We start from the raw sequence: 2,573 nt of genomic DNA, 5'->3' as shown, positions 1-2,573 counted from the left end.
AAAGGAGTTCCTTTTTGATAAGCAATTAAATGAAAAAACAGAACAATCGGGCCAAACGGGTAGCACTATATGCCAGAGTATCTACTCTGGATAAAGGGCAGGATCCACAGACCCAGCTGGACCAGTTACGGGACTACGCCCAAAGACGAAACTTTGAAGTCATGGGAGAATTTATAGACTACGCTTCCGGAACAACCCAAGACAGGGTCCAGTATAAATTGATGATGGAAGCGGCCAGAAAGAGAAAGCTGGATGTAGTCCTGGTTTGGCGGTATGACCGCTTTGCCCGCTCAACCCAGGCACTGGTCAATGCCATGAAGGAATTTCAGAGTATGGGAATAGATTTTATCTCCTATCAGGAAAATATTGATACCACCACGCCGACTGGTGAGCTGATATTTCATGTGATGGCTTCTCTGGCCCAATTTGAGAGCTCACTGATCAGCCAAAGGGTTAAAGCCGGTATGGCAAGGGCAAAAGCACAAGGAAAACGTATTTCACGGCCAACTATATCAATGGATCGACAGAATGAAATTTTTGATTTGCAAAAGCAAGGATTATCAATGAACAAGATTTCTAAACAACTAGGAATAGCTTATGGAACAGTTTACAACTACCTATCCAAAGCGAAGGATACTCTTTAACCGCGTTAATTTAGCATCAATGATGATCTTGGCTTTTCTAAATCTCCTCATAAAAAGTTAACAGATTGCGATGGTGGTCTAGTGCCGGAAATTCCCGGTCTCCCCATGGCTGCTCTTGTACAACAGTGTCAATATCATAAATTACACCTTGCTTTTTATATTCTTCGTACAACTCATCAATACCCTGGACTTCAATCCGGCAACTGGCCGTGCCTGCCAGAAAGCTTTCAGCCCCACTGCAAATTGGATCTGCTACCAGGGATAAGCCTTTATTCTTCCAGCTTTCATCCGAAGATGCCCACAAGTGGATTTCAATTTCGTCCCGGACTACTTTTGCAAAGCCATCGTCATAATAAGGTGCTGTAAAACCTAACTTTTCAGAATAGAATTTAACGGATTCGTCAATGTTTTTAACAGGAAGAGCTGGGATCGTTTTCTTCATTTTTATAGATACTGATATCATTTAGTTCAAGCACAGCACGACTTATTCAATTGTATCGGGGGACATTTTTGGGTTCCATAAGTGCAAAAAACACAGCAGTCACCGGAAGCAGGCTTTAACAATGTTTTGCAATTTGTACACTCGTAAAAGTACATACATGCATCAACAGGCATTGTTTCCAAGCGTCGGGTGCCGCAATGCGGACAAGTAAGTATGGATTCCAATATTAAATTCATAACTGCTTAGTTTGTTTCAACAACTTTATAACCAGTAGCGTCGACTGCCTTTTTAATTTCTGCCAGTGACGTTTTCTTACTATCATATCTAACCGTTGCATTGCCATTCTTATACGAGACCTGAACCTGCCGTATGCCTTTTAACTTATTAACTTCCTGTTTAACATGATGTTCACACCCTTCACAGGTCATTCCCTTAATTTTTATATAGGCTGTTTGGTCTGTTTTGGAAACCGGTTGTTGTGCTTCCTGCTTTTGCTGATAGGCCAGTCCTGAATAACTTGGGACGGCAATCAGAAGTACTGCTGCAAGGGTTACCAGGCTTAAAAACTTTTTGGTTTGCATAAATGGTTTGTTTTCAGGTCCACAATTACATGAGTCTTCGGAAGCGGGTTTTAACTGCTGATACCATGCAAAACCCAAAATCAATACGGTTCCAGCAATAAAATAAGGACGCGCAGGCGCAATCCAATCAAAAGTGGTTGCCAAGCTGCTTGTCCCGGCCACCATGGCCAATAATGGTGTGATACAGCAAACAGAACTTGCCAATGCAGTTAGTATGCTGGCATTAGCGGTGATTTTGGACGCTTTCATAAGGCTACACTTTCTTGACTGGGGATATCAACAAATAGTTGACCGATGATACTGGCCTGATCAGGTATGATCGAATAAAAGATAGTTTGTCCAGTTTTTCTGGTACGTACTAAACTGGCATCTTTCAGTTTTCGCAGGTGCTGAGAAATAGCAGGGACGGTCATTTGCAAAATATCACTCAAATCGCAAGGACAAAGCTCGTTCTGCTGCTGGATAAGATAAAGTATTTTAAGCCGGGCCTCATTTCCAGCAAGCGCATAAACCTGCGCTAACCTGGTAAAAGCGTCTTCATTTTCGTCTAAGGTTTCCTTGCATAGTTGGATCTGCTCTTGATCCGCGAACAAACGGATGCAGCTACTAATTTGATCTGACTCTTTTTCTACATCTTCCATATCTGCCACTAATATTTGGGCAAATATAACAGTATTTAAGTATTTGCTTAAATATATTTTTGAAGATTAAAAACTATGTGCAAATAGTCAAACAGAGTAAACTAACTCATTGGCCGCCGCTGCGGTTGGGACCGGGTTGGCGGACCAGAAGAACCCTATTTCAAGGCAACTGGAAATTTCGTATAGAACAGTGTATAAATTATGCCTCAAAACTAAAAGCGTAGTTTACTAACGCCGTTTTCCGGACATTTGTAAGAAAAACCTC

General features: G+C 41.7%; 5 protein-coding genes. 1 reads left to right on the top strand and 4 read right to left on the bottom strand.

Translation table 11 applies throughout. The features are described 5' to 3' along the window. Positions 1 to 29: 29 nt before the first annotated feature. Positions 30 to 644 carry a recombinase family protein gene (locus tag F5984_RS26435; RefSeq protein ID WP_019991099.1) on the top strand — a complete coding sequence of 205 codons (615 nt, stop codon included), beginning with the start codon at positions 30 to 32 and terminating at the stop codon, positions 642 to 644. A gap of 37 nt (positions 645 to 681) precedes the next feature. Here the strand turns inward: F5984_RS26435 and F5984_RS26430 are convergent, their stop codons facing one another. Genes F5984_RS26430 through F5984_RS26415 form a run of 4 tightly spaced genes read right to left on the bottom strand, consistent with a single transcriptional unit; the run spans position 682 to position 2,308 of the window. Next, positions 682 to 1,086, bottom strand: coding sequence for a VOC family protein (locus F5984_RS26430; RefSeq protein WP_138279473.1), 405 nt, complete (start codon positions 1,084 to 1,086; stop codon positions 682 to 684). A 26-nt stretch (positions 1,087 to 1,112) separates the two neighbouring features. Beyond that, entirely contained in the window at positions 1,113 to 1,322 is a 210-nt protein-coding gene (locus F5984_RS26880; RefSeq protein WP_083940642.1) for a GDCCVxC domain-containing (seleno)protein, read from the bottom strand. A 6-nt stretch (positions 1,323 to 1,328) separates the two neighbouring features. After that, entirely contained in the window at positions 1,329 to 1,916 is a 588-nt protein-coding gene (merTP, locus tag F5984_RS26420; RefSeq protein ID WP_027303351.1) for a mercuric transport protein MerTP, read from the bottom strand. Further along, positions 1,913 to 2,308 (bottom strand): ArsR/SmtB family transcription factor, encoded by a 396-nt coding sequence (locus F5984_RS26415; RefSeq protein ID WP_019991102.1) that lies wholly within the window; start codon positions 2,306 to 2,308, stop codon positions 1,913 to 1,915. The genes merTP and F5984_RS26415 overlap by 4 nt, the downstream gene beginning before the upstream one ends. Positions 2,309 to 2,573 lie beyond the last annotated feature (265 nt).

Source organism: Rudanella paleaurantiibacter (genome assembly GCF_009184635.1).
Lineage (GTDB): Bacteria > Bacteroidota > Bacteroidia > Cytophagales > Spirosomataceae > Rudanella > Rudanella paleaurantiibacter.
The sequence above is the reverse complement of the archived record's forward strand: the minus strand, read 5'-3'. Positions and strand labels throughout refer to the sequence as shown.

Coding starts and splice junctions, on each gene's coding strand:
- F5984_RS26880 (WP_083940642.1), bottom strand. CDS start 1,322: ATGAATTTAATATTGGAATCCATACTTACTTGTCCGCATTGCGGCACC.
- F5984_RS26415 (WP_019991102.1), bottom strand. CDS start 2,308: ATGGAAGATGTAGAAAAAGAGTCAGATCAAATTAGTAGCTGCATCCGT.
- F5984_RS26430 (WP_138279473.1), bottom strand. CDS start 1,086: ATGAAGAAAACGATCCCAGCTCTTCCTGTTAAAAACATTGACGAATCC.
- merTP (WP_027303351.1), bottom strand. CDS start 1,916: ATGAAAGCGTCCAAAATCACCGCTAATGCCAGCATACTAACTGCATTG.
- F5984_RS26435 (WP_019991099.1), top strand. CDS start 30: ATGAAAAAACAGAACAATCGGGCCAAACGGGTAGCACTATATGCCAGA.